This is a genomic window from Microbulbifer mixtoriginis (SeqCode) (genome assembly GCF_052466695.1).
Genome location: NZ_CP174285.1, coordinates 3,952,770 through 3,978,370, shown reverse-complemented (window position 1 = coordinate 3,978,370; position 25,601 = coordinate 3,952,770). Strand labels below are relative to the sequence as shown.

Here is a 25,601-nt window from a genome sequence, read left to right as displayed (position 1 = left end):
AAAACCGCGCGGCCCATCGAGTCGCGCGGTTTTCTCTCGTCAATTAAGAGCCGGATCAATCCAGGCTAAAGTCGAAATTCATCTCATCTGCCGGAGCCTGCACATAGTAGCCCTGGATATAGTCAGTGCCGGTTTGCCAAAGAGTGGGCAACATGCTGGCCTGCTCGATATGGGGCACGATCACCTTGGTATTCGCCTCACCCAGGCGCTGTACCAACCCTGCAAGGGTGTCGCTACTCTCGCCCTCGTCCTGCACTTCGCGCACAAATGACGGGTCGATCTTGGCGATATCCACCTTCACATGCTCCAGCGCCTTAAACGGGTTCAGGCCGGTACCGAAGTGACAGACTGAAACACGACAGCCGATCTGCTGTACCTGGGTAGTGAAGTCCCGCGCAGCGTGTAAATTGCTGGTGATATCCTCCTGGCGCAACTGAAAAACCACCGAAGCGGGTATCAACTTGGCGGCCTTGAAGGCCACCCCCAGCCAGGCCGGCAGGCTGTTATCGAGTAGTGAAGCGGTAGTGAGGTGCAACAACAGCGACACCTCCTTGCCCTCGGCCCTAGCGGCGGCTGCGGCCTTGATCGCGGTAAGGATCACCCAGCGATCCATCTTTGCCGACAGCCCCGCATCACCCAGCTCCTGCAGAAAAGCCAGCGGCGCCAGTTCCTCTTTTTCATCAAGCATACGTACTAAAACCTCGTACATCTGCTCGCCGGTGCCCTGCAGACTCAGGATCGGCTGGTATAGTAGCTTGAGGTTGCCCGCTTCCAGCGCCTGCACCACACGGGCGCGGTGATAGGTACCGGCATCGGCGCTGTTTTCGGTATCCGGCTCATAAAGGGCAAAAGCACCGCCCTGAGCGTCTTCGCCGAGGGCCTGTTTATGAGCCGTTTGTGCCTGCTCCAGCACCTGCTGGGAGCCACTGGAAGCCTCGCTCAGTAATGAAATCCCAATCGAGGCGGTCACCTGCTGGGTCTTGCCGGCGGCATCGAAAATGGTGTCAGCAATTCGCTTGAGTATATCTTTAGCGCGCAGCTCGATACTATCCGGCGTGGTATCGGAGCTCAGCAGGCAAAAACTGTCATCACTGTAACGTGCCAGGGTGTCACCGCTGCGCTGGCAGCCCTGTAATAATTCTGCCATGGCTTTCTGCAGTGCGTCGGCACCAGCCACACCCACAACTTTTTGCACCTCCTCAGCAAAGCGATCCACCTGAATAAACATTAAGCCACCGGTGCGATGTGAATCCGCCGAAGCCTTGATGGTGGAGTCCAGTAGCTGCAAAAAATGCTGGCGGTTATATAGGCCAGTGAGAGGGTCGCGATTTTTAATATCGCTGAGTTGAGCTTCCAGCTGTTCGGTATCGCCGCGACGACTGGCAATGCGCACTTGCAAACAGCGCTCATCCTCGTAAGTCGTACTGAGTACCTCTGCACGGGTGGGTAGTGGATCGCCGCTCACAGTTCTGGCAGTAAACTGCCACTCCTTGGCTTCAACTTCATTGTTGTCGATAGCGCAGCGCTTGAGAAATTCCCGTGCGCCCTCCTGCTCATTTTCCGCCAACATATCGATCAGCGGTTGGTATTCGATATCCTCACCAGTTTCATAGCCGAAACGCTCGGCAAAGGAATCGTTGGCATATACCAGTAGGCCGTCGGAGACATAGGCTATGGCATCTTTGGAGCTGTCGAGTAATTCTTTAGCCCGCTTGAGTGTGGCGTGATAGCGACGGTCGTGTAGCCGCGCCTGGCGGCGGTTTTCGAGAGCCGACATCTCGCGCTGGATCACCAACAATAGGTGTTGATCTTCATCCACCGTCACCACGTCCCTGGCGCCCAGTTTCAGCCCTTCAACCACCGGCTGAGAGCCACTGCGCTCACTCAGCAGAATCACCGGAATATCTTTTTGCAGTTTACTGATAGTGCGTAGAGTTACTGCAGGAGGAACCTGAGTACTACCTTCTGAGGCGATCACTAGGTCCCAGGTTTTATCTTGCAGCAAGCGGGTAAAAACCGCTTCATTAGCGACATGCTGGGCACGATTGGGCCTGCCTGCATTGTGCAACATGCTCACCAGGCGCTGTGCCTCTGAAGGCATATCGTGAATCAGAAGGAGTCGGATAGTGTCGTTGCTATTCATTATTTGCTCTATTTATTCAGGGCAGCGCACCGCAACCCCATGCGGTAGTTTAGGGGGCCCCTGTGGTGGCATACAAGAGCACATCTGGGTGGTACGCGTGATTCAAGTCACACTATTCTTCCTGCCAAAAACACGCCCGAGAGTATCTTTTTGCGAATAAGTAATCACTGAGCAGGCCGGCAGCTGCTTTTCTGGCCCGCGGGCTGTGCGGCGCAATTAATCGGCAGCCACTATATAGATAGGCTCTGCCGTGTATTTAGCACAGATCAATTTGACGCCATTTTTCTATCCTCTGCGCCTCAGGATTTTTATTAATCGACGTTAGAAGGTTTGACGCAAGCCTCTATTGGCGACTTGGAAGCGACACCCGGCACTTCTCGCACCAGCTTCGGCACCAAATAACCTGGCAAGCGCCGGCGCAATTGCTCAACGATTTCCACTGCCACACTATCACTCACTTCGAAGTGGGCCGCACCGTTGACCCTGTCCAACTGATGCAGGTAATAGGGCAACACACTCGCATCAAACAGGGTTTCGCTGAGGGCTTCCAGGGCTTCGCAGCTATCATTGACGCCGCGCAGCAACACCGCTTGATTTAGCAGAGTCACTCCCGCTTCGCGTAACCTGAGCAGGGCCCCACGCACCTCAGCATCAATTTCGTTAGCGTGATTGCAGTGCAAAACCAGCACTGGCTTCAGGCGCGACTGGCTGAACCAGGACAGCATCTCATCAGTAATGCGGCTAGGCGCCACAATGGGTACACGACTGTGCACGCGCAATTTATTTAGATGGGGGATCTGTGCCAGCTCACCGGCGAGCCAACCGAGTTGGCGATCATTCAATACCAGTGGATCACCACCGCTCAAAATCACCTCGCGCAACTCTGTGTGTGTGCGCACATAATCAAGCGCTGCAGACCACTGTTTGCGATTCAAATGATTATCGCCATAGGGAAATTCCCGGCGAAAGCAGTAACGACAATTTACCGCGCACTGTCCCGCCGCAATAAACAGCAGGCGACCGTGATATTTATGTACCACCCCCGGCAGTGGATTCGCCTCAGCTTCTTTTAGCGGGTCTGCACTATAACCCGCTACTACTTCCAACTCTGCAGCGCCGGGCAAAACCTGCAACAACAGCGGATCATTTGGGTCGGCAGGGCGTATACGGCGGAGAAACGGGCGCGGTACCCGCAAAGCAAACTTGTCATTGGCCCGTTGCGCCCAAGGCATCTGCGCCGGGTCGAGCTGCAGCAACCGGATCAACTCTTCAGGATCAGTGATCAAGTCTGAAAGTTCATCCTGCCAGCGGCGGGCTTCGGAGATGTCGATCATTTCGCTGTCGACGGCTGGGGATTTCGCCATAGGAATACGCACGGAAGGGAGCAACACTAAAAGAAGCCATTGTACCAGAAGCTGCCCCCAGCACAGACGCTCCAGGTATTCGGCCTACCAAGCCTGATAGCGGTACCCAAAAGGCGGAAAACTGCCGATCAAAGTTACCGAGCCAAAACCAATAAAACCACACAGTCACAATGGCTTTAAAGCCAATTAATATCGGGTTCAGTCAGGCCCACACTCTGAATTTCAGTAACAAGGAGTGTAAACCAAGCCTGTGCCAAATATTTTTTTTCTCACAATTATTCAACTTTGTCACATAAACAACGAAAAAAAATCGACAAAAAAATAAACGCCACACTGATCTTTAGATTAGAAAATCTCAATATCGCCCTTTCAACATAGGCGCACAGCCTGCGCTGCAAGCGAAGTAACGACTTCACTACCACCAAGGTAAAAAATCACTCCGAATCAATAAAAGTTGTTACTAACAAAAAAATAACTACCAGCATAAAAATATTACTACTCATACAAATTTCCTTAGGAAAATCTTCACAATTCCCCCATTCACAACAGGGTTAATACGGTGTTAATTTAACCAAAGACAAAGCGATAACAACCTTGTCTTTCTTGAATTCAGTGCACTCGAATTTCAATAAAAAAATAAACCGGACATCTTCCTCGTCCAATAAAAATGGAATTACATAAAGGAATAATTCGATGGAAATGCAGCTTGAGTTACTTGAGGCAAATAAAGATTTACTGATTGAGCAAACTCGTGCTCACCCATTCCTCAAGCGCTGCCGCGATGGCTCTATAACCATGGAAGAGCTGAAAATTTTCCTGGTCCAACAGGGAATTTACAGCAGCTACTTCGTGCGTTACCTGTGTGCGATGATGGCCAACCTCCCCAGTAATCAAGAAGTACATGAGCTGGCTGAAAACCTGATGGAAGAACTGGGTTTGGAACCCGACAGCCCCAAGCCCCACGCTGAGATTTACCGCGAGACTCTCGAGCATTTTGGTCTGAGCTTGGAAAATGCAGAAATTCTGCCGGGCACCCAGCACCTGATCGACACTATGTTCCAACACTGCCGCGACCTGCGTGCCAGCTCGGGACTGGGCGCACTATGCCTGGGCGCAGAGGCACTGGTACCGGACCTTTATAGCGATATCGTAGCCGGCTTCCGCGCCCGCGGCGTGGCAGACGAACAGTTAACTTTCTTTCTGCTGCATATCGAATGCGACGACGGCCATGCTGAAACCATCCGCGATATTATGGTCGATATCGGCAGTAAAGATGCCTCCCAGCTTGATGTCATGCTCGATGCGGGACGCCGTCTGGTGCAGGCCCGCCAACAGTTCTTCGATTCTATCGAAACTGCCTACCGCACCTCGAACCAGAGTCAGCCCCAAGCGATCCCCGCCTAAACCGTGTTTGCCCGGCCATTTATTGTGGCTGGGCACAATACAGGGATGTATTTACCACAGTGAAACCACTGTGCTTGCTATAAAAAATTAAAAAGATTGAACGGCACTTTCCCAGAGTTCCACCGCGCACGGCGACCGGTGAACATTCTGTGCCGTAAATATTGGAGTTAAAAATGGCTGAAACACTATCAATGAATAAAAGCGAGCTGATTGAGCGCGCCAGCGAATCCATGAAGCAGCATCTAGGCGTGCCCGATTGGACTCTGCGTGAAAAACTTGCGCTCACCTGCCGTATTCTTTTTGCCCACGGACACGACTCCGGTCTGGCCGGACAGATCACTGCCCGAGCAGAAACACCAGGAAATTATTACACCCAGCGCCTGGGCCTGGGCTTTGATGAAATTACCGCGTCCAATTTGCTGGAAGTGAACGAAGATCTCGAAGTCCTTTCCGGCGACGGCATGGCCAACCCTGCCAACCGCTTCCATACTTGGATTTACCGTGCACGTCCGGATGTTAAGTGCATAGTGCACAGCCATCCAATTCATATCTCTGCACTGTCCATGCTGGAGCGCCCACTGAAAATTTCCCACATGGACGCCTGCATGCTGTACGACGACATCGCCTTCCTCAAGGAGTGGCCAGGCGTGCCGGTGGGCAACAGCGAGGGCGAGTTGATTGCTGAAGCGATCGGTGACAAGCGCGCTATTCTGCTCGCCCATCACGGCCTGATCATTGCCTGTCGCTCCGTCGAGGAAGCCTGCTCCATGGCCCTCCAGTGCGAGCGCGCCGCCCAGTTGCAAATGCTGGCGGAGTCCTCTGGCACCATTCAGGATATAAAACCGGAACTCGGCCGCGAAGCCCACGACTGGATCCTGCAGGAAAAACGCAGTCAGGCTACCTTCGCTTACTATGCCAGACGCCTGCTGCGAGATATCGACAAAAGCAGCGATAATCCGCTTGGCTAATACACAGCCACCGCTACTTTTTTCAGTCCGCGGGCCCAACACCTGCGGGCTCGCAAGCAGCTCCAGCCAAGATCTGTACAAGCGGCCATAACAACTCTTCAAATCGCCGCACGGAGTCGTTCAAGCCGCCGCCCTCCTGTATAATCTCGCCCCAACATTTCAGGGCCGCAGGTAAAGTCTCTGCGCCGCGGCCTAACGAGTCGCCTGCAGCTACCATTTTTGGCGGGAGCGCACGGGATTCCCAGGGCTGGAGCGGGCCGCGGCCGGGCTTTTGTGAGGGGAAAACTCGTTAAAAATCATAGAGATACATGACTTATAAGGGCTCTAATTGCTATGGCTAATTACTCTACCAACGAATTCAAGGGCGGCCTCAAGGTAATGCTCGACGGCGATCCCTGCTCGATTGTAGAAAACGAGTTCGTCAAACCTGGCAAGGGCCAGGCATTCAACCGCGTTAAACTGCGCAACCTGAAAACCGGCCGAGTTTGGGAGCGCACCTTCCGCTCCGGCGAAAGCTTGGAAGGCGCAGATGTTATGGACCGCGAGATGGAATACCTCTACAACGATGGAGAGTTCTTCCACTTTATGGAGCCCGAAACCTTCGAACAGCACCAGGCCAGCACCGACGCAGTGGGCGACGCATCCAAATGGCTGAAAGAGCAGGATATCTGCACTGTAACCCTGTACAACGGTTCTCCGCTGGCAGTCACTCCGCCCAACCACGTCATTCTGGAAATCACTGACACCGATCCCGGCCTGCGCGGCGATACCGCCCAGGGCGGCACCAAGCCGGCTACCCTGGTTACCGGCGCTGTGGTTAAAGTGCCGTTGTTCCTGGAAATCGGCGAGACCATCAAAGTAGATACCCGCACCGGTGAATACCTGGGCCGCGCCAAAGAAGATTAATCTCCCACCTCTCGCGGGCGGCCACCGGCCGTCCGTCGCCTGAGCCAATCCCATGACCTCTAACCTCTGGCGTCCTAGCGCCACCATTGAAGCCCTGCGCCATCGCGCCGCGTTACTGGCTGAAATTCGCCAATTTTTTACTGTCCGCAAGGTGCTGGAAACCGAAGTGCCAGTGCTTTCACGCCGCGCTACCAGCGACCCACATATCGATTCCATTCCCACCCAATGCGGTGGTGACAACGCCTACCTGGCCACCAGCCCAGAGTTTGGGCTGAAGCGCTTGCTGGCCGCCGGTTTCGGCGACTGCTACTACCTGGGCAAGGCGTTTCGCCAAGGTGAAGCAGGCAGCCGCCACAACCCGGAATTCACCATGTTGGAATGGTATCGCTGCGGCTGGGATGATCGACGCCTGATGGACGAAGTGGCCGATCTACTAAGCGAAGTACTAGAAATCCAACAAGTGCAGTTACTCAGCTATCGGGAGTTGTTCCAGCGCGAATTACAGCTGGACCCCCATAACGCCAGCGATAGTGACTTACACCGCTGTGTCGAGAAGGAGATGGACCTGGCCTTCAGCCCCGCTGATCGCAGCGAATGTCTGGACTTGCTGATGAGCCATCGCCTGGAGCCCACCATGGGTGAGGGTATTACGCTGCTGTACGACTTCCCCGCAGACCAAGCGGCGCTTGCCAAGGTGCTTCCCGACGAAAGTGGCACCCCAGTGGCAAGGCGCTTCGAAGCCTATGTGGGCGGATTGGAGCTAGCCAACGGTTATTGGGAATTGACCGATAGTGCGGAACAGCTGCGCCGTTTCCAAGCGGACCATGCCTATCGCCAAAAGCGCGGCCTCAATCTCTATCCCTATGAGGAGCGATTAGTGGAGGCATTGCGGGCGGGGATGCCGGAGTGTGCCGGTGTGGCACTTGGTGTGGATCGTTTATTGATGTTGGCCGGTGGTTACAAAACCATCGAAGAGGTGATCGCCTTTCCTATTGAACGCGCTTGACCCTCGTCAGACTCTATAGAACAGCAAGCTGATCAGCCCCCTCAAGGCGTGTAAACATAGCGCGCCACCTCGCCCACAGCAAAAAAGCCGCAATCCAATGGCAACTGCTGACGTTCCGCAGGTACCAGCGCCACTAGACTGCGGTGATGACTGCTCTGAGCCTGCTCCAGCAGATAGTGAAACAGAGCCCGACCAATCCCCTGCCCTCGGTAGTCTTGCAGAGTCACCAGATCGTAGAGTCCCAGCGCATCGGCGGAGGCAAACAGGCAGCCCGCCGCCACCGGAGTACCCTGCAACCGTGCCAAAAAGAACCTGAGCCGCGCTCGGCGCTGTTCGGGAATCTCCGCCAGTGCCGTGTAAAATTTTTTTAGCTCCGCGGCTTCCAGGGCACTGCCGCACTCCGCCGCCTGTACTTCTGCATATTCGGGCAGAGCCTCTTTTTTTACCGGGGACAGCACCAACCCATCCACTTTCTGTGCGGCCCCCTGCACTGCCAGGCGTTCAATTTCTGCGGCCATCGCCACCTGCGATTGCTTGCGCTGTAATCCCAGCTGCGCCAGAGCCTCGTCATCGAGCGGCTTGGAGGCGCTGTGCCACAAGGTAAATGCGCTGTGGCGCTCGGCAAAATAGTCCAGCGCAAAGCGCTGCAGTATACGTGGCTGCATCACTGTATTGGAAACCGCCTGGTTGAGACGGCCCGATAAAAGACCAGTATCACTGCGCACAATACCGGTGATCTCTTTGGTGTGATTGGGATTGAGCAGAGCCGCACAATAACTGGCGTGAGCCTCTAGATTGCGGCAGACAAGGTTTTTGGCGCTGAGACTATATTTCATGGGTACAAGGATAGTTCCGTTTATCCAACTCCCTAAAGAACGAAAAACCCCGCACAAGGCGGGGTTGCGATCACTACTTTTCCACTTGTGAAAGCGCGCACTGATCCATAGACATTGCCGGCTGGGCACAAGTCGCCGGCCCCACCACCTTGGCCGGCACACCGGCCACCAGGGTTTTTGCCGGTACCGGCTTTAAGACCACACTGCCAGAGGCCACCTGGGCGCATTCGCCCACTTCAATATTGCCCAGTACCTTGCTGCCGGCGCCAATCAAAACCCCACAGCGAATCTTGGGGTGGCGGTCGCCACTCTCCTTACCGGTCCCCCCCAGGGTTACCGACTGCATGATGGAAACATTGTCCTCCACTACCGCAGTCTCACCAATCACAATACCGGTAGCGTGGTCCAGCAGGATACCCTCCCCCACTTTTGCCGCGGGGTGAATATCCACACTGAACACCACCGAGACCCGGTGCTGTAAAAACATGGCCAACGAACGGCGCTGCTGCCGCCACAACCAATGCGCCACCCGGTGCACCTGCAGGGCGTGAAACCCTTTGAAGTAGAGGAAGGGCTCGTGCATGGAATTGCATGCGGAGTCCCGTAGGTAAGTGGCATTCAGATCCGCGCGCGCCGCACGACCTATTTCCGGGTCGGCCGCCAGGGCTTCATCGATCACCTCGCGGATCAGTAGTGCCGGCGCCACGACATTGTCCAACTTGTTAGCCAGGTGAAAGCTGAGGGCCGCCTCCAAGGAGCTGTGATTGAGAATAGTGGCGTGCAGAAAACTGGCAAGGATCGGTTCGCGTTCGACCTGCTGTGCCACTTCGATGCGAATTCGCTCCCATAGTAAATCCGAGTTTGTCTCGGTGCATGAGGCATTCACAGTGGACTCTTCCATATCAAACCGCTCCCAGTGTCAGAGGTGGCTCCAGTAGTGCCGATTGCTGCTCGCGCAGTGCCAGTATATGTTCCGCCCAATAACGAGGCGTGTTAAACCAGGGAAATGCCTGGGGAAAAGCCGGGTCCTGCCAGCGGCGCGCCAGCCAGGCAGCGTGGTGCATCTGGCGCAAACAGCGCAATGGTTCCACCAGCTGCAACTGCTGAGGATCAAAACTATAGAAGGTTTCATAACCTTCGAGTACCGCATCAAGGTAGGCGGTTTGCTCGGCGCGATTGCCGGAGATCAGCATCCAGATATCCTGGATGGCCGGTCCCATCAGGCAGTCATCCAGATCCACAAACCAGGGGGTCTCATCGCGCCACAGGAAGTTACCACTGTGACAGTCACCGTGCAGACGCAGTAAGTCCCAATCGCGCTCAAACAACGGGGCGACCTGTTCAATAATATGCCCGGTTACCGAGGCGTAGGCCTCACGGTTTTCCCGCGGTAAAAAATCACCATCCAGGATAAATTCTCGGCTATCAATGGCAAAGTGCTTTAGAGTCAGAGTCGGGCGATGAATAAAGGGCTTGGCGCCACCCACTGCGTGGATACGCCCGAGCATAGTGCCCACCTGCTCCAGATGATCGAAGTTATCCAGCTCCAGCTGGCGCCCCCCGCGGCGGGGAAACAAGGCAAAGCGAAAGCCTGCCGACTCCAGCAGGGTATGCCCATCAAACTGCATCGGCGCCACCACCGGAATCTCCGCTTCGGCCAATTCCAGGGTGAAACGATGCTCTTCCTGAATCTGCTCATCACTCCAGCGGCCGGGGCGGTAAAATTTGGCGATCAATGGCTCCGCACCCTCAATGCCCACTTGGTAGACCCGGTTTTCATAACTGTTTAAGGGGAAAATACGCGCATCGGAAATCAGCCCGGTGCTCTCGACACAGTCAATCACCACGTCCGGCGTAAGGGCTTCATAGGGATGGTGGCTCTGGGTCATAGCGGGTACCAACTGAATATCGGTTGGCTATGCTAACGCGCTCGCGGGGGCGGGGACAAACACAGAATAACCCCGCAGCTTTAGCGACACCCAAAGAGACTGCAGAAGGGAAATGGCGTGCAATAGCGCTAACCAGAACCACTCCCTGAATTACAGTGACTAGCCGCCACTTGACCGCTGTTGCTGCAATAGCTGAACCATTTGGTCACGACCAAAGACCTCGGCGAAATCCTCTGCCGAATGGCCGGCCCTATTGACCTGTTGCGAATCACAGTCCTGCTTTAACAGGGTTCTTGCCAAGGCAAACTCACCACGAAAAATTGCCGCCATCAACGCAGTATTGCCGCGGCGATCCTGTGCACAGGCGTCCGCCCCCCTCTGCAACAAATAATCCACAGCTTCCCTGCGGCCGTTATAGGTGGCAATCATCAGTGCCGTATAGCCTTTTGAATTACGGGTATTTAGAGGAAATCCGGCTTGCGAGAATTCACGCAGCACCTCGGTATCACCAATCCTGGCAGCGGCAAAAAAATACTGGGAGAGTTCGGTAAAGTCAGAGTCATTTTTTTCCGGCTCCACTGCCTGAGCCATTAGAGTTAGCCCCTGGGCGAGAAAGACGATTGCAAATAGAATTGATCTCATGAGTTCACCTAAACATTTTAGTGGGCGGCAACTGCCGCCCACCAATGGGTCAATATTACTGGGCCAGTTTTTTCACTCGGCTCAGGTTGCCACCAACCGCTTTGGTCAGGCGCTGGCCATAGTCTTTATCGGCGTGGTAGAAATAGCTCAGCATAATGTGTTTGGTGTTGTCATCGCGCACCTTACCCAGATCACCAGCTAGGTTTTCGATCAGGTTCTGACGCTCTTTCAAACTCAAGCTGCGATAGAAAACACCGGCCTGGGCAAATGGCAGTTTCTTCTCAATCGCCTTTTGCTGGGTACTGCCAGTGAGCAGCTTATTGCTGTACAGGCCTTTGGGATCTTCGCTGCGGGCATCAATACGGCTCGGCTGATAGTTCACATCGGAAGTCTGCTGCCCGTAATTTGCGGCTCCATCTTGGTTCCAGTTATTCACTACTGCGCGGGGACGATTGATCGGCAGCTGCTGGTGATTCGCTCCCAAGCGATACATTTGAGTATCGGAGTAGGAGAAAACACGGCCCTGCAGCAGACGGTCTTCAGACGGTTCAATGCCGGGCACAATATTGGCTGGCGCAAATGCGGCTTGCTCAGTTTCCTGGAAGAAATTAGTGGGCACACGGTTGAGCGTCATGGTGCCGACTTTGGTTTCCTCCACATCCAGCCACATTTTAGTCGCGTCGAGTGGGTTGAAATTAAAGCCATCAAGCTGAGAAGGTTTCAGTACCTTGATATACAAATCCCACTGGGGGTAGTCGCCTTTCTCAATGGCCGCGTACATATCTCGCGTCGCATGACTGAAATCTTTCGACTGGATTTCCGCCGCTTCCTCCGCACTTAGGTTTTTAATACCCTGGCGGGTTTTCCAGTGGAATTTCACATAATGTACTTCGCCCTTATCATTGATAAGTTTATAGGCGTGCACACCCCAACCATCCATTTGACGCAAGTTTGCTGGGGTGCCGTAGTCAGAATAAACCCAGCTGAGCATATGGGTGGCTTCTGGTACATGGCTAAAGAAATCGAAAAAGCGATTCGGATCCTGCTGATTAGTTACCGGAGAAGGTTTCAGGGAATGCACCATATCCGGAAATTTAATCGCATCGCGAATAAAAAATACCGGCAGATTATTGCCTACGAGATCCCAGTTGCCCTCATCGGTATAAAACTTGGTGGCGAAGCCACGGGGATCGCGCAGAGTTTCCGGCGAGCCTTTGGAATGAATTACGGTTGAGAAGCGCACGAAAACTGGTGTCTTGCTACCGGGCTCAAATACCACCGCTCGGGTCAGGTCACCAATATCCTTTGTAGCGACAAATTCACCGTGTACTCCTGTGCCGCGCGCATGTACAACCCGCTCTGGAATACGCTCGCGGGCAAAGCGCTGTAATTTCTGGATCAGGTGCACATCCTGCAGCAAATTCCCACCATTTTCTCCCGCAGTTTGTGAGTTCTGATTGTCACCTATCGGTGCGCCATTATCGCGAGTTAATGTCTCAGCATTGGCACCGCCTATCAGGCCGATAGTTAATGCAAATAAAGGAAGATATTTCATCGGAAGTCCGTCCCTAAAATTGTTTCTATTACAGGGACAGAGCTTATAAGCGAGCATATTTAGTGGGAAATTAGACCTTATTATCGTTCTTATAGTTGGAATTAATAAGCTGCACTGACTATAAAATTCCCCCTCAAGTTTTATCACTTTTTTTAAAGTGACGCTTTGGCATCAGATACCAAAGCACAATTGCCACCAAAAAAAGCGCAGGAATATCTCCCAACAAATTCGCTCGCTCAGTGCGATCGTACAGTGCCTGAAACAGCATAATCGTAGCATGCACCAGGCTGGACCAAACGGTAAACCAAATTAGGCTGGCATTGGCTGCGGGATCTTTTGCCGCGCGAATAAGAAAAACACCCAAAGTTGCATAGATCCCCATAATCATCTGCTCATATTCCGGCTGCCGTGGGGTCCACCCCCACCCAGATGGCCAAACCCACATCATCATCGGATAAATAGCAAATATAAAGATTAGGCCTACAACTACCAGTGCAATAGGTAGGTACTTGGCGCGGACTGCATCATCCATAACAGAGTCTCTAAATTTATTAGATAAGCAACTACCTGAATTATTCCTGCAAATCGCCGGGCAAATGACAAACCACCTCGAGATTGTTGCCATCCGGGTCTAATACATAGGCTGCGAAGTAATCCGGGTGATACTCTTCATAGATATCCGGCACACCATTATCGGTACCACCCGCTGCCAATGCGGCTCGATAGAAATCACGCACTACCTCACGTTCCTCTGCACGAAAGGCAATATGTAGCAGAGAGCTGCTGACTTCCTCGCCGCGAATCCAAAATTCCGGCTTATCCGCCCAACCAAAACCAGCTGAATTATCAAACTCCATCACCAGTTCATACCCCAAACACGCCAGGGCCTGGCGATAAAATTCACGGGAGCGAGTAAAATCTTCGACCGGTATTCTGATGTGATCCAACATGGATTTACTTTCCCTTTCTTAGGCTGGCTTCACCGCCAATCTGCAAGATAGTCCAGGGAAGGGAGTTAGACCTTGCTCGGAATGGAATCGTGACGGGCTTTACTGCGTGAAAAGAACCATTACAGTGTCGAGGCTGACGGCAACCCAGCAAATTCTGTCGCCAAGTTGCCATGCCAAAATTTGAGGGGTCGGGTTAAGGAGTGATATACCAGTGATACAACCCATATGCTGCCACACCAAATCCAAAGATAAGCTGGCCGACCAAAAGTACCCGATAGGCAAAGGTGTAACGCGCAATTTCTCCACGGCGGATAGCGTCATTGGAAAAAATTCTGGCCTCTTCGGGATACTGCTGCTCGAGATTTTGCAGGGCGGGTACCGCTAACCTAAGTAGCTCGCGGCTGCGTACATCCATCAACCAAAATACCGTTACCAGGATCATCACAAAACCACCGAGCAGGGCCAATATAAGCGGGTGAAAATTTTTCTCCACCGCAGTAAAAATCCCACCCTCCACAAACATGGTCAGTACAACAAAAAAATTAAAAACCTTGAGGCGCTGGTCAGCTGCAAAGCGATAGTGCTCACAAAGGTACTTTACCTGCTCCAAACTCTTTCTCCTTGAGTCAATTTACTGGCCTTGAACCACCGCGCGATGGCACTGATAAGAGCAAAAAAGCCGGGCGGTGCCCGGCTTTTCTACAGTCCCCAACAGCCGCGCCGCCAGGGAATAGTACTTGCGCTAAATTCAGGTCAGCGATTTTCGCGATGTGCCAGTAGATCGTCAACTACTGCAGGGTCCGCCAGGGTGGAGGTATCTCCAAGGTTATCCAACTCATTACAGGCTATCTTGCGCAGAATACGCCGCATAATTTTTCCCGAGCGGGTTTTAGGCAGGCCCGGCGCCCATTGAATGACATCCGGCTTGGCAATAGGCCCTATCTCTTTGGAGCAGAGTTCAATTAACGCCTGCCGCAAGGCTTCACTGGGTTCCCGCCCTGATTTCAGGGTAACAAACGCATAGATACCCTGCCCCTTAATATCATGTGGATAACCCACCACCGCGGCCTCTGCGGTGTCCGGGTGCAATACCAGAGCACTCTCGATCTCAGCGGTGCCTAGGCGGTGGCCGGAAACATTCAACACATCGTCGATACGCCCAGTGATCCAGTAGTAACCATCCGCATCCCTGCGCGCACCATCGCCAGTAAAGTAATAACCGGGATAAGTGGAAAAGTAGGTATCGATCATACGTTGGCGATCGCCATATACTCCGCGAATCATCGAGGGCCAGCTTTTTTTAATCGCCAGAGCACCCTCTCCTGCTCCTTCGATTTCTTTGCCGTCCCCATCCAACAACACCGGCTGCACACCAAAGAAAGGCTTTGTGGCAGAACCCGGTTTAAGCGCCATAGCACCGGGTAGCGGTGTGATCATATGAGCGCCGGTTTCCGTCTGCCACCAGGTATCCACAATAGGGCAGCGCTCATCACCGACTACCTTGTAATACCACTCCCAGGCCTCTGGATTAATTGGCTCACCCACTGTCCCCAATAGTCGCAAGGAGCTGCGTTCTGTACTGGTGACAAACGCATCCCCCGCTCCCATTAGTGCACGGATCGCTGTAGGCGCAGTGTAAAAGCTGTTGACCTGATGTTTATCCACAACCTGCCAAAAACGTGAGGCATCCGGATAGGTGGGCACGCCTTCAAACATTAACGTGGTGGCTCCGGCAGCCAGGGGACCGTAGACGATATAGCTATGGCCGGTAATCCAACCGACATCCGCGGTGCACCAGAAAACCTCACCCTCCCGGTAATCAAATACATATTTGAAAGTCATGGTGGCCATCAGCAAATAACCAGCGGTGGTATGTAGCACCCCTTTTGGTTTGCCGGTGGAACCGGAGGTATAGAGGATGAACAGCGGATCTTCAGCGCTGACGACTTCTGGTGCACAGTCGCCATCCATTTCTGCGATGGCATCCGCATACCAGATATCCCGTTTACTATCCCAGTCCACTGGGGCGCCGATATGCTTTACCACAATGGCCGTATGAACGCTGGGGCACTCAGACAGGGCCTGATCTACATTAGCTTTGAGGGGAATATGCTTACCCCCTCGAATCGCTTCATCGGCGGTAATCACCAAGCGACAATCAGAGTCGAGTATGCGATCCCTTAGCGAAACCGGCGAGAAACCGCCAAACACCACCGAATGCACCGCACCAATACGGGCACAGGCGAGCATGGCATAGGCCGCCTCGGGAATCATGGGCATATAAATGCAAACCCGATCCCCTTTCTTCACTCCACGAGATTTCAACAAGTTCGCCAGGCGGCACACATTGTCATACAGAGTGCGATAGGTAATCGCTACACTATCCGCAGGGTCGTCTCCCTCCCACAAAATGGCGGTTTGCTCACTGCGGCTAGCTAAGTGTCTGTCGATGCAATTCACCGTGACATTGAGTTGACCATCGGCAAACCAAGCCGTATGCCCTCGGTGCATATCCTCCTCCAGCACCTGGGTAAAAGATTTTTCCCACTGCAGAAAATCCTTGGCCTGCTGAGCCCAGAATGCCTCTGGATCTTGCACCGATTGTCGATACATTTTTTCGTAGTCTTCAGCGCCAATCAGAGCATTGGCGGCAAACTTGGCAGGTATGGGGCGGGTATGCACATCTGACATCATCTTCTCCCTTATTATTAGCGTGGCACCTTGGCCTAGAGAATTCTGAATTTATGGGGTCTTATTCGACTCACTTTATAGCATTGCCTGGGTGAAACAATCCCCCCACCGCTGGCAGAGTTGAAAAGTAGGAAACATTCACACGGTACAAGATAATTCGTCCATTCCTCACCCACTGGGGACGGCTAAAACAACAAGGGGCCAGAAGGTTGACTAACAACAGAAAATTATCGATTAAGCCCTGGGCAATTTACCGGATATTAAATCCAGATATTATTATCCGCGGTCAGTTCACCTCCGGCATCACCAGTATTCACAACGCCTCTGGGCTCAACCAGTAAAATCTCGCACTCCTGCTCAGCCCTTGGCTTGTGCTCCACGCCTTTGGGCACCACAGCCATCTCCCCAGGACCCAAACAGATAGTATTATCGCGAAACTCAATTTCCATTTGTCCTGAGACAACGATAAAAACCTCATCCGTATCGGGATGATCATGCCAGGTAAACTCTCCTTGTATCTTTACCAGCTTGAACTGGTAATCATTCATCTCCGCGATGACCTTAGGAGACCAATGGTCCGAGAACTTTGCTAGCTTTTCTCTAAAATTAATGACTTTATAGCGCATTTCTAATCCTTTCCTCCTAAGCAAGAAAGCACTTATTAATTAAAACTATATCAAACGTGAGATCTCAACTAAGTCTCTGAGGCTTCCAACAGTATGCTGACTAAAAACCAACACCCCCGATTCACTTAGACGGGCAGCCACTATTCCAATCCCTTTTTTCTTCACTCCTGAAAAACTGCCATCGTAAATAAAATTCGAACCACAGGATGGGCTGTTTTCTGTAAGCACCGCAAACTTGATATCCTGATTTCGACACAAGCTCAGGGCTACGTCCGCTCCCCATATAAATTGATCTGTCAGATCCTTATGATCAATTCCTATAACTCTGGCCGTGCCCGCTAAAACCTCAGATCCACTACCGCCGAAAATCTCTGCCGGAGCCCTGGGTATAGGCAATCCGGCTGCAACTTCCGGACACAGAGGAACGACATCCTGGGTTTCTATAAGCCAATCAAAATCGCTGTTATGGACCCCAACATCACTACCGTTATAACGCACGGCACACCCCAGGAGACAAGAACTCACTAGTATTTTGGTCATATACACCTGCGGTCAAAATGGACACAATAGAAAATAATGCTTAAAGGTCACTTAGATTACACGAGCATAAAGGTTGCCCAGCAAGTAAATTAAGATAGAAAGTCGGAAAAGTAAGACAAATAAATCCAGGTTAAGCGAACGCCCCCTAAACAAATCCATTAGAGAAATAAATCATGCTGCGCTCTATACTGATTTTGATTATCTGCCTGTTCACAACTCCTGTAGCTAATGCCAAACAATTGGCGATTACGCTTGACGATGCCCCCCGCAAAGCCGATGGCTACTTTGACGGACCAACTCGAGCAAAAACACTAATTGAGAACCTGGAAAAGCACAAAATTGGACAAGTAGCCTTCTTTGCCACCACACAATCACTGAATCAGGAAGGCCTAGAGAGAATAGGTACATACAACAAGGCCGGGCATACTATTGGCAATCACACCCATAGCCATCCCAACTTTCTTGAGACAGAGCTATCCGTCTATCAGTCGGATTTTTTACAAGCCCATCATCTACTGCAACAATTTGACAATTTTAAACCCTATTTCCGCTTTCCCTACCTGCGCGAGGGAGAAACTATCGAAAAACGGGATGGCATGCGAAATCTATTACAGAAAAATAATTACCAAAATGCCTATATCACCTTAAATAATTACGACTGGTATATCGAAGAGCTTTTCCAAGCGGCGGTGAAAGTCGGAAAACCGGTTGATATGGAGAGACTCTCAAAGTTTTATGTCGACGTTCTTATGGCGAGTATTAATTACTATGACGATATGGCGAGCAAATATCTTGGGCGTTCACCCAAACACGTCCTACTGTTACACGAAATGGACATTACGGCGTTGTTTATTGGCGATTTAGCTCGTCGCCTGCAGCGGGAAGGCTGGGAAATAATTTCTTTGCAGGAGGCCTATCAAGATCCCATCGCCAAATACCAACTCGACCAACCGATTAAATACAATCCTGGCAGAATCGGCGAAATCGCCCTTACTAAAGGGCAAAAGAAAAATCTCTGGCATTACACCCTGGATGAGTCCTACCTGGAAAAGAGGTTCAATCAGGAAGTGTTATTGATGTCTGATCACTAAATGGCAGGGATGCTACAGGGCACAAAGCCCTGTAACGGAGAGAATCAGGCTTCAGCGAGCTGAACCGGAATGGTATTAGTGCTGCGCTCTACCTTGTTGCTTTCATCCAGGTAGACCAGCTTGGGCTTGTGGCTATCGGCCTCTGCCTCTGTCATCTGGGCATAGGAAGCGATAATAATACGATCGCCAACTTGTACACGGCGGGCAGCGGCACCATTCATGGAGATAATACCGGAGCCGCGCTCGGCCAGAATCACATAGGTGTGAAAGCGCTCACCGTTGCTCACGTTGTAAATATCGATTTTTTCGAATTCGCGCAGACCGGCCAGCTCTACCAGATCTTCATCAATTGCGCAGGAGCCGTCATACCAGAGTTCGGCCTGGGTCACCGCGGCCATATGCAGTTTGCACTTCAACATTTCAATTTGCATGGTTGGATGCCCCTCAGAGTTCCAGGGATACGTTGTCGATCAGGCGCGCGGCACTGGTGTACATCGCCCCCAGAATCGTAATTTGTTTATCGTCATCAGCCGCCGGCTGTAAGTCCTTGCTGTAGCAGATGGAGAAATAGTCGACGCGGAAGCCAGTGACTTCGATACGCTGGCGCGCCTCTTTTTCCAGGTCGGCAAAATCCCGGCGCCCACCCACGATTTCATCTTTAACCCAATTCAGTGACTGGTTGAGCACCGCCACCTTGGGGCGCTCATCGGCAGTGATATAGCCATTGCGCGAGCTCAGAGCCAGACCGTCGCTCTCGCGGTGTACCGGCGCAGCAATGATTTCCACCGGAATACACAGGTCCTCGGCCATACGGCGAATCACCGCCAATTGCTGGAAGTCCTTGATGCCAAATACGGCCTTGTCCGGCTGCACAATATTAAACAGCTTGGAGACTACCGTCGTCACCCCTTCAAAGTGACCGGGGCGACTCGCGCCACAAAGCACATCGGTCATGGCCGGGCAAACCACGCGGGTCTGCTGGTCCATACCGTTGGGATAAATCTCGTTCTCATCCGGGTGGAACAGGAAATCGCACTCGGCTTCGCGCAACCGGGCCATATCCCGCTCCATAGTGCGCGGATATTTGTCCCAATCCTCATTCAGGCCAAACTGCAGGCGGTTGACGAAGATCGATACCACTACTAGGTCGCAGTGCTGCTGGGCCAACTTGACCAGCTCGATATGGGCGTCATGCAGATTGCCCATGGTGGGCACGAAGCCCACGGTCTTGCCGTCTGCTCGGGCTTTGGCCAGCGCCTCGCGCAGGCTGGCTACGTGGTGGAAGACTTGCATCTCTCTACCGCTCACTATGTATCAGCGCGGCATCATACTCGCTGAGACGAGGCGTCTCAACTTAGCAAAAGTGCCGCTATCCCCAGGTTTTTCCCACGACATCTCTGATAGCTCACAGACCACTGTCTAGGTCATATCAGCCGGATTCCAAGTCACTTACAAATTATCCCACCACACCTCCCCCGCCTCAGATTATCGAGCAGAGTTCAGGAAGTGTTCATACCCGCCAGGGCAAACTGCCCGCCAAGATCCACAAACGACTTTAAACGACATCAAAGAGCCATCCGTGCTCGGGAGCGCTGCCATGAGACACCTCACTACTGCCATCGCCGCCGCGGGCCTATTGCTCCTGGCAACCCCTGCCATATCCGAAGTACATAGGGGACACCAGCGGGCAATGGACCAGGATCACCACGGACAGGGAAGAGCCCATCGCGAGCAGCGTCACATGGAACGCGACAGACATCATAATCGCAAGCACGAGAGAGAACATCGTAGAGAAGAGCGCAGACAGCGCAAGGAAGCACGCAGAGAGCGTAGGGAGGAGCGCAGACATCGCCGAGAAGTCCGCCACGCTTACAAAGATGGTTACTCCGATGGCTATAGCCGCGGCCACCGCACAGGCCACCGGCACGAGCACCGCGCGGTGCACAGACCCCATTATCGCCGTGGCCACCATGGGCATCGTCCTCGCTGGCGCCCAGCACATTACGGCTACGGCTACAGCTGGCGCCACCTACCGCAAAATTTTGTCAGTATCAGCATCGGCGCCACCGGCTTCTACTATAGCGAAGGTATTTTCTACCGCCCGGCTTCTCACGGCTATGTGGTAACCCGTCCGCCCCACGGCGCCATCGTGCATAGCCTACCGGCCTCGGCCCTGACAGTGGTTGTCGGTGGTTACAACTACTACGTAGCCTACGACACCTATTACCGCTGGGATGACCGACGACGCGGCTACCGCGTTGTGCCCAATCCCGGACTATTTTAACCGCCCTATTCCATCCCCCCAAGCTTCAGCGGTCTTCGGACCGCTTTTTTATTTCGCGGCTAAATTTCCACAACAATTCCTCATCGTAAAGCGCGCTGAAGCCAGAAAAAAACCGAATAAATATTTAGTTTTTTACAGGGAAAAAAATCAACGTTTTTTTATCTATAGTTATTGCTTTCCAGCACTGCTGGGCCCAAGATTCGCGCCCGCCACAGATCAACGGAAAGGCGCCATGAAACAGCAACAAGTAAAAAACTGGACCTGCGACGATTCTGCCGAACTTTACGGCATCCGCAACTGGGGCGCCGGCTATTTCGATTTAAATGAAGACGGTGAAGTTTCGGTCCTGGTCGAGGGTCCCAACGGGGAATCCCAAAGTGTCTCTCTGATGGAAATCGCCCGCGGCGCCACCGAGCGCGGCTTGGGCATGCCCCTACTACTGCGCATTGAAAATCTGCTCGATGCACAGATCGCCCGCATTAATGAATCCTTTGCCCGCGCCATTGAGGATTGCGGCTACGGCAATGTTTTTCGCGGGGTCTTCCCGATCAAAGTCAACCAGCAATGCCAGGTGATCGAAGAGATCGCCAGCGCAGGCCGCCGTTTTAACCACGGCCTGGAGGCTGGCAGCAAGGCGGAGCTGATCGCTGCACTGTCCATTCTGGACAACACCGAATCTCTGATCATCTGTAACGGCTACAAGGACGAGGAATTTATCAACCTCGGCCTGCAGGCGCAGCGCCTGGGTGTACAGATTTTCTTCGTGGTAGAAACGCCCTCGGAAGTGGAAACCATCATCCGCTGCGCAGAGCGCGAGCAGGTGCGCCCCAATATCGGCGCGCGGGTGAAACTCGCCTCCAAGGTGGGCGGCTACTGGAACGCCACCAGTGGCGACCGCAGCATTTTCGGCCTGGGCAGTAACGACCTGATTGCCATGGTCGACCAGCTGCGCAGCCACAATATGCTCGACTGCCTCAAGCTGCTGCACTACCACCTGGGCTCGCAGGTACCGAATATTCGCGATATTCGCACCGGAGTGTTGGAAGCTTGCCGCTACTACGCCGATCTGGTGGAAGAAGGCGCTCCCATGGGCTATCTGGACTTGGGCGGTGGCCTGGCGGTGGACTATGACGGCACCAAGACCAACTACACCCACTCCAAGAACTATTCCCTCGACGAGTACTGCGTGGATGTCGTGGAAGCCATTATGGGGACTCTCGACAGTGAAGGGGTTGCCCACCCGGTGATTATCACCGAGTCCGGCCGCGCCACTGTGGCCTACTCCTCAGTGCTTTTGTTCGATGTGCTCGACACCACCCGCTTCGAACCGGTGGAGCTGGAGCACACCAAGATCAGCGACGGCGATCACCAGATGTTGCTCAATCTGCAGGATGCGGTGAGTAGCATCACCCCCAAAAACCTGCAGGAGAGCTACAACGACGCCCTTTATTATCGCGACGAAGTGCGCTCTTTGTACCTGCACGGCCAGGTGAGCCTACGCGAGCGCGCCAATGCGGAGAACCTGTTCCTGCAGGGTGCCCAGGAGATTCGCGCACTCCTCGACGAAGCCGAAGTAATACCCGCTGACCTGCAGGCCCTGCCAGAGGTGCTGTCGGATATCTACTACGCCAATGTGAGCGTCTTCCAGTCGATCCCGGATATGTGGGCCATCGACCAGGTATTCCCGCTACTGCCGATCCATCGCCTGGATGAGGCGCCGACCCGCTCGGGTATCATCGCCGACATCACTTGCGACTGCGACGGTAAGATCGACCGCTTTATCGGTCGCGAGAAGGAGCAGAAAACCCTGCCCCTGCACGAACTGAAAGACGGCGAGGACTATATCCTCGGCACCTTCCTGGTGGGGGCCTACCAGGAAACGCTGGGCGATTTGCACAACCTGTTTGGCGATACCAACGTGGTGAGTGTACGTATCCAGGAGGACGGCAGTATCGACTTCAGCCATGAGATTCACGGCGACAGTATTTCCGACGTGCTGAGTTACGTAGAATATCAACCCAAAGAACTGTTCGAGCGTTTCCGCCGCCTGGCGGAGCGCGCTGTGAAACAGGGGTTGATCACCGCTGCCCAGCGCAAGCAGATTCTGCATACCTATACCGCCAGCATGAGCGGTTACACCTACTTCGAAAAGTAAGTTTAAAAAATAAGGCGGTAAGCCTTTAAGAAGATAGCGGCGGCCAACGTCGCAGACTAAGGAGATCTTTATGGCCAACGTACTGATCATCGGCGCCGGCGGCGTCGGCCAGGTAGTTGCGCATAAGTGCGCACAAGTTCCTGAAGTATTTGAAAACATCACTCTCGCCAGCCGCACCAAGAGCAAGTGCGACAAGATCGCGGAGATGTTGCCGCGGAAAATTGATACCGCCGAAGTCGATGCGGATAACGTACCCGAACTGGTCAAGCTGATCGAAAAAGTGAAGCCGGACATGATCATCAATGTGGCCCTGCCCTACCAGGACCTACACATCATGGATGCCTGCCTGGAAACCGGCGTGCACTACCTGGACACCGCCAACTACGAGCCGCCAGAAGAGGCCAAGTTCGAGTACAAGTGGCAGTGGGCCTACCAGGAGAAGTTCGAGAAAGCCGGCCTGATGGCCCTGCTCGGCAGCGGTTTTGACCCCGGTGTGACCAGCGTATTTACCGCCTACGCCAAGAAGCATCACTTCGATCGTATCCACACCTTGGATATTCTCGACTGCAACGCCGGCGACCACGGCCTGCCTTTCGCCACCAACTTCAACCCGGAAATCAATATCCGCGAGATTACCGCCAACGGCCGCTATTGGGAAAATGGCCAGTGGATAACCACCAAGCCGATGGAAGAGAAGCGTGTCTTCAATTTCCCCGAAGGCATCGGCGACAAAGACATCTACCTGCTGTACCACGAAGAGCTGGAATCCCTGTCCAAGCACTTCCCGGAAATCGAGCGCGCGCGCTTCTGGATGACTTTTGGTGAAAGCTACCTGAAGCATCTCGAAGTACTGCAAAACGTCGGTATGACCGGCATCGAACCGGTACAGTTCCAAGGCCAGGAAATTGTGCCCATTCAGTTCCTCAAGGCGATGCTGCCGGACCCCGCCAGCCTGGGCCCGCTGACCAAAGGCAAGACCTGCATCGGCAACATTATCCGCGGCAGCAAAGACGGCGAAGAGAAGATCTACTACGTCTACAACACCTGCGATCACCAGGATTGCTACAAAGAGGTACAGTCCCAGGCCATCTCCTACACCACTGGAGTACCGGCAATGATCGGCGCCAAGATGATGCTGGAAGGTAAGTGGATGAAGCCCGGCGTGTGGAACATGGAGCAGATGGACCCGGACCCCTTTATGGACGACCTGAACAAGTACGGCCTGCCCTGGCAGGAAACCTGGCTGGATAAGCCCTTCCAGTAATTCCGCACTTTTCCATACCCCTCGGGATGGGCCCTGGCGCCCATCCCGCGCAGCAGGATAAAGAAGCTCCCTATGGATCTCACTCCCCGCCTAGACTACTTCGGACACTTTGACCCCTACCGCGTACCCTCTCCCTGTTTCGTGGTCGATGAAATCGCCTTGCGCGACAACCTGGCACTACTGGCCGATGTACAGAAGCGCAGTGGCGCCAAAGTATTGGCCGCATTGAAAGCGTTCTCCATGTTCAGCACCGGTCCAATTGTTGCTGAATATCTGTCGGGCACCTGTGCCAGTGGCCTGTTTGAGGCGAAACTCGGCTTTGAAGAGTACGGCGGGCGCGACCAGGGCAAGGAAGTCCATGTTTTCAGTGCCGGCTATAAAGAAGATGAACTACGCGAAATTCTGCAGTTCGCCCACCACGTGATCTTCAACTCCTTTTCCCAGTGGAAACGCTACCGGGAACTGTGCCTGGATATGCAGAAGCAGCGCCCGGAACTGCGCTTTGGCCTGCGTATTAACCCAGAGCACTCCGAAGGCCACACCGACCTCTACGACCCCTGCGCGCCCTGCTCACGGCTCGGTATCGTGCGTTCACTGTTTGACGATGAGTCGCTGGAGGGCATTAGCGGCCTGCACTTCCACACCTTGTGCGAACAGGACTTTAAACCGCTGGAGCGCACCATCGCTGCCGTGGAAGAGAAATTTGGCGACCTGATCCCACAAATGGAGTGGATCAATTTCGGCGGCGGCCACCACATTACCCGGCGCGATTACCAGGTGGATGAGCTGATTGCCGCTGTGCGCGACTTCTCCGAAAAATACGATGTGCAGGTCTACCTGGAACCCGGTGAGGCTATTTCCCTGTTCGCTGGTATCCTGGTGACAGAAGTGGTGGATACCGCCTGGAACGGCCAAAACCAGGCCATTCTCGACGCCTCCGCCACCTGCCATATGCCGGATGTTCTGGAGATGCCCTACCGTCCGGAAATCACTGGCGCCGCGCGCCCCGGAGAGCTGCCCCACACCTACCGCCTGGGCGGGCAGAGCTGCCTGGCCGGGGACAGCATCGGCGAGTACAGCTTCCACAACCCGCTTAGGGTGGGAGAACGCCTAGTGTTCGAGGAAATGGCCTATTACACCATGGTGAAAACCAATACCTTCAACGGTATTCCCCTGCCCTCCATCGCCCTGTGGAATTCGGAGACCGACGACCTGAAGATGATCAAAAGCTTCGGTTACGAGGACTTCAAAGAGCGCCTCTCCTGATAGCCCCAACAAGATAGTGAT

General features: G+C 53.5%; 24 protein-coding genes. 9 read left to right on the top strand and 15 right to left on the bottom strand.

All coding sequences use genetic code 11. From position 1 onward, the window contains the following. Positions 1 to 55: 55 nt before the first annotated feature. Positions 56 to 2,143 (bottom strand): EAL domain-containing protein, encoded by a 2,088-nt coding sequence (locus ACJJI0_RS17325; RefSeq protein WP_444883568.1) that lies wholly within the window; start codon positions 2,141 to 2,143, stop codon positions 56 to 58. A gap of 311 nt (positions 2,144 to 2,454) precedes the next feature. Further along, on the bottom strand, positions 2,455 to 3,507 hold the full coding sequence (gene epmB / locus ACJJI0_RS17320; RefSeq protein WP_444883567.1) for an EF-P beta-lysylation protein EpmB: 1,053 nt from the start codon (positions 3,505 to 3,507) through the stop codon (positions 2,455 to 2,457). 693 nt (positions 3,508 to 4,200) lie between these two features. Between epmB and ACJJI0_RS17315 the strand changes: the two genes are divergently transcribed. The 4 genes from ACJJI0_RS17315 to epmA all read left to right on the top strand — a co-directional run bounded on the left by ACJJI0_RS17315 (position 4,201) and on the right by epmA (position 7,791). Beyond that, on the top strand, positions 4,201 to 4,911 hold the full coding sequence (locus ACJJI0_RS17315; RefSeq protein WP_444883566.1) for an iron-containing redox enzyme family protein: 711 nt from the start codon (positions 4,201 to 4,203) through the stop codon (positions 4,909 to 4,911). Between the two features lie 173 nt (positions 4,912 to 5,084). Further along, positions 5,085 to 5,879: an aldolase gene (locus tag ACJJI0_RS17310; protein ID WP_444883565.1), complete on the top strand. Its 795-nt coding sequence runs from the start codon at positions 5,085 to 5,087 to the stop codon at positions 5,877 to 5,879. Between the two features lie 333 nt (positions 5,880 to 6,212). Further along, the gene (efp, locus tag ACJJI0_RS17305) at positions 6,213 to 6,785 is read left to right on the top strand and encodes an elongation factor P (RefSeq protein WP_444883564.1); all 573 of its coding nucleotides are present in this window, start codon (positions 6,213 to 6,215) and stop codon (positions 6,783 to 6,785) included. Positions 6,786 to 6,837: 52 nt separating this feature from the next. Next, on the top strand, positions 6,838 to 7,791 hold the full coding sequence (gene epmA, locus ACJJI0_RS17300; protein ID WP_444883563.1) for an EF-P lysine aminoacylase EpmA: 954 nt from the start codon (positions 6,838 to 6,840) through the stop codon (positions 7,789 to 7,791). 41 nt (positions 7,792 to 7,832) lie between these two features. Here the strand turns inward: epmA and ACJJI0_RS17295 are convergent, their stop codons facing one another. From ACJJI0_RS17295 to ACJJI0_RS17245, 11 genes are all read right to left on the bottom strand, one after another. Further along, the gene (locus tag ACJJI0_RS17295; RefSeq protein ID WP_444883562.1) at positions 7,833 to 8,627 is read right to left on the bottom strand and encodes a GNAT family N-acetyltransferase; all 795 of its coding nucleotides are present in this window, start codon (positions 8,625 to 8,627) and stop codon (positions 7,833 to 7,835) included. A gap of 73 nt (positions 8,628 to 8,700) precedes the next feature. Further along, positions 8,701 to 9,528, bottom strand: coding sequence for a serine O-acetyltransferase (gene cysE, locus ACJJI0_RS17290; protein ID WP_444883561.1), 828 nt, complete (start codon positions 9,526 to 9,528; stop codon positions 8,701 to 8,703). A 1-nt stretch (position 9,529) separates the two neighbouring features. After that, positions 9,530 to 10,516 carry an SrkA family protein kinase gene (locus tag ACJJI0_RS17285; protein ID WP_252084268.1) on the bottom strand — a complete coding sequence of 329 codons (987 nt, stop codon included), beginning with the start codon at positions 10,514 to 10,516 and terminating at the stop codon, positions 9,530 to 9,532. Positions 10,517 to 10,675: 159 nt separating this feature from the next. After that, entirely contained in the window at positions 10,676 to 11,158 is a 483-nt protein-coding gene (locus ACJJI0_RS17280; protein ID WP_444883560.1) for an ankyrin repeat domain-containing protein, read from the bottom strand. Positions 11,159 to 11,213: 55 nt separating this feature from the next. Further along, positions 11,214 to 12,713, bottom strand: coding sequence for a catalase (locus ACJJI0_RS17275; protein WP_444883559.1), 1,500 nt, complete (start codon positions 12,711 to 12,713; stop codon positions 11,214 to 11,216). Positions 12,714 to 12,846: 133 nt separating this feature from the next. Next, a complete protein-coding gene (locus tag ACJJI0_RS17270; protein WP_252084265.1) occupies positions 12,847 to 13,245 on the bottom strand; it encodes a DUF6632 domain-containing protein in 399 nt (132 codons plus the stop codon). A gap of 40 nt (positions 13,246 to 13,285) precedes the next feature. Next, a complete protein-coding gene (locus ACJJI0_RS17265; RefSeq protein WP_444883558.1) occupies positions 13,286 to 13,663 on the bottom strand; it encodes a VOC family protein in 378 nt (125 codons plus the stop codon). 193 nt (positions 13,664 to 13,856) lie between these two features. Beyond that, positions 13,857 to 14,273, bottom strand: a complete 417-nt coding sequence (locus ACJJI0_RS17260) for a RipA family octameric membrane protein (protein WP_252084263.1) — start codon at positions 14,271 to 14,273, stop codon at positions 13,857 to 13,859. Between the two features lie 143 nt (positions 14,274 to 14,416). Next, positions 14,417 to 16,354, bottom strand: coding sequence for an acetate--CoA ligase (gene acs / locus ACJJI0_RS17255; protein ID WP_444883557.1), 1,938 nt, complete (start codon positions 16,352 to 16,354; stop codon positions 14,417 to 14,419). Between the two features lie 260 nt (positions 16,355 to 16,614). Beyond that, positions 16,615 to 16,980, bottom strand: a complete 366-nt coding sequence (locus ACJJI0_RS17250; RefSeq protein ID WP_252084261.1) for a cupin domain-containing protein — start codon at positions 16,978 to 16,980, stop codon at positions 16,615 to 16,617. Between the two features lie 45 nt (positions 16,981 to 17,025). Continuing rightward, entirely contained in the window at positions 17,026 to 17,520 is a 495-nt protein-coding gene (locus tag ACJJI0_RS17245; RefSeq protein WP_444883556.1) for a 2-thiouracil desulfurase family protein, read from the bottom strand. Between the two features lie 173 nt (positions 17,521 to 17,693). On the opposite strand from ACJJI0_RS17245, the gene ACJJI0_RS17240 reads away from it, so the two are divergent. After that, on the top strand, positions 17,694 to 18,611 hold the full coding sequence (locus ACJJI0_RS17240; RefSeq protein ID WP_444883555.1) for a polysaccharide deacetylase family protein: 918 nt from the start codon (positions 17,694 to 17,696) through the stop codon (positions 18,609 to 18,611). Positions 18,612 to 18,655: 44 nt separating this feature from the next. On the opposite strand, the gene panD is transcribed toward ACJJI0_RS17240, so the two are convergent. Together panD and panC are read right to left on the bottom strand one after the other, a co-directional pair. Beyond that, positions 18,656 to 19,042, bottom strand: coding sequence for an aspartate 1-decarboxylase (panD, locus tag ACJJI0_RS17235; RefSeq protein WP_252084259.1), 387 nt, complete (start codon positions 19,040 to 19,042; stop codon positions 18,656 to 18,658). A 13-nt stretch (positions 19,043 to 19,055) separates the two neighbouring features. Continuing rightward, the gene (gene panC / locus ACJJI0_RS17230) at positions 19,056 to 19,904 is read right to left on the bottom strand and encodes a pantoate--beta-alanine ligase (RefSeq protein ID WP_444885947.1); all 849 of its coding nucleotides are present in this window, start codon (positions 19,902 to 19,904) and stop codon (positions 19,056 to 19,058) included. A 304-nt stretch (positions 19,905 to 20,208) separates the two neighbouring features. Here panC and ACJJI0_RS17225 point away from each other — a divergent pair, with 304 nt between their 5' ends. The 4 genes from ACJJI0_RS17225 (at position 20,209) to nspC (ending at position 25,580) form a co-directional block, all read left to right on the top strand. Continuing rightward, positions 20,209 to 20,895 (top strand): DUF6515 family protein, encoded by a 687-nt coding sequence (locus tag ACJJI0_RS17225; protein WP_444883554.1) that lies wholly within the window; start codon positions 20,209 to 20,211, stop codon positions 20,893 to 20,895. Positions 20,896 to 21,127: 232 nt separating this feature from the next. Beyond that, complete coding sequence (gene speA, locus ACJJI0_RS17220; protein ID WP_444885946.1) at positions 21,128 to 23,050, top strand: biosynthetic arginine decarboxylase; 1,923 nt, start codon at positions 21,128 to 21,130, stop codon at positions 23,048 to 23,050. Between the two features lie 70 nt (positions 23,051 to 23,120). Further along, positions 23,121 to 24,314: a saccharopine dehydrogenase family protein gene (locus ACJJI0_RS17215; protein ID WP_444883553.1), complete on the top strand. Its 1,194-nt coding sequence runs from the start codon at positions 23,121 to 23,123 to the stop codon at positions 24,312 to 24,314. Between the two features lie 72 nt (positions 24,315 to 24,386). Then, positions 24,387 to 25,580, top strand: a complete 1,194-nt coding sequence (gene nspC, locus ACJJI0_RS17210) for a carboxynorspermidine decarboxylase (RefSeq protein ID WP_444883552.1) — start codon at positions 24,387 to 24,389, stop codon at positions 25,578 to 25,580. Positions 25,581 to 25,601: the final 21 nt, after the last annotated feature.